Source organism: Stenotrophomonas sp. AS012628 (assembly GCF_010608305.1).
Lineage (GTDB): Bacteria > Pseudomonadota > Gammaproteobacteria > Xanthomonadales > Xanthomonadaceae > Stenotrophomonas > Stenotrophomonas geniculata.
In genome coordinates, this window is record NZ_VMBJ01000003.1 from 1,493 (window position 1) to 2,712 (window position 1,220).

Below are 1,220 nucleotides of genomic sequence, written 5' to 3' on the forward strand. Positions count from 1 at the left end.
GTTATATTCGTATCCGGGCTTTGTACCCCCGGGTCATATGTAACCCAAGGCAACTTGCGGTTATATGGTCAAGCGAATAAGCGCACACGGTGGATGCCTTGGCGGTCAGAGGCGATGAAGGACGTGGCAGCCTGCGAAAAGTATCGGGGAGCTGGCAACAAGCTTTGATCCGGTAATGTCCGAATGGGGAAACCCACCCGCTTGCGGGTATCCTGCAGTGAATACATAGCTGCTGGAAGCGAACCTGGTGAACTGAAATATCTAAGTAACCAGAGGAAAAGAAATCAACCGAGATTCCGTAAGTAGCGACGAGCGAACGCGGACTAGCCCTTAAGCTGATTTGGTTCTAGGAAAACGCTCTGGAAAGAGCGGCCATAGAAGGTGATAGCCCTGTATCTGAAAGGGCCATTTCAGTGAAGACGAGTAGGGCGGGGCACGTGAAACCCTGTCTGAACATGGGGGGACCATCCTCCAAGGCTAAATACTACTGACCGACCGATAGTGAACCAGTACCGTGAGGGAAAGGCGAAAAGAACCCCGGAGAGGGGAGTGAAATAGAACCTGAAACCGTGTGCGTACAAGCAGTAGGAGCTCCGCAAGGAGTGACTGCGTACCTTTTGTATAATGGGTCAGCGACTTACTGTTCGTGGCAAGCTTAACCGTATAGGGGAGGCGAAGGGAAACCGAGTCTGATAAGGGCGCATAGTCGCGGGCAGTAGACCCGAAACCGGGTGATCTAGTCATGCCCAGGGTGAAGGTGCGGTAACACGCACTGGAGGCCCGAACCCACTCCCGTTGCAAAGGTAGGGGATGAGGTGTGATTAGGAGTGAAAAGCTAATCGAACCCGGAGATAGCTGGTTCTCCTCGAAAGCTATTTAGGTAGCGCCTCATATGTATCCTCTCGGGGGTAGAGCACTGTTATGGCTAGGGGGTCATCGCGACTTACCAAACCATTGCAAACTCCGAATACCGAGACGGACTGTATGGGAGACACACGGCGGGTGCTAACGTCCGTCGTGAAAAGGGAAACAACCCAGACCCACAGCTAAGGTCCCAAATTTTGTGCTAAGTGGAAAACCATGTGGAAAGGCACAGACAGCCAGGAGGTTGGCTTAGAAGCAGCCACCCTTTAAAGAAAGCGTAATAGCTCACTGGTCGAGTCGGTCTGCGGGGAAGATTTAACGGGGCTAAGCACAGAACCGAAGCTTGGGGTGCATAA

The 1,220-nt window shown here is 52.6% G+C and carries 1 rRNA gene (cut by a window edge); it reads left to right on the forward strand.

Going from position 1 to position 1,220, the window contains the following annotated elements:
• Nucleotides 1-66: 66 nt before the first annotated feature.
• Nucleotides 67-1,220 (forward strand): 23S ribosomal RNA (locus tag G5A07_RS02380) (it continues 1,488 nt past the right edge of the window).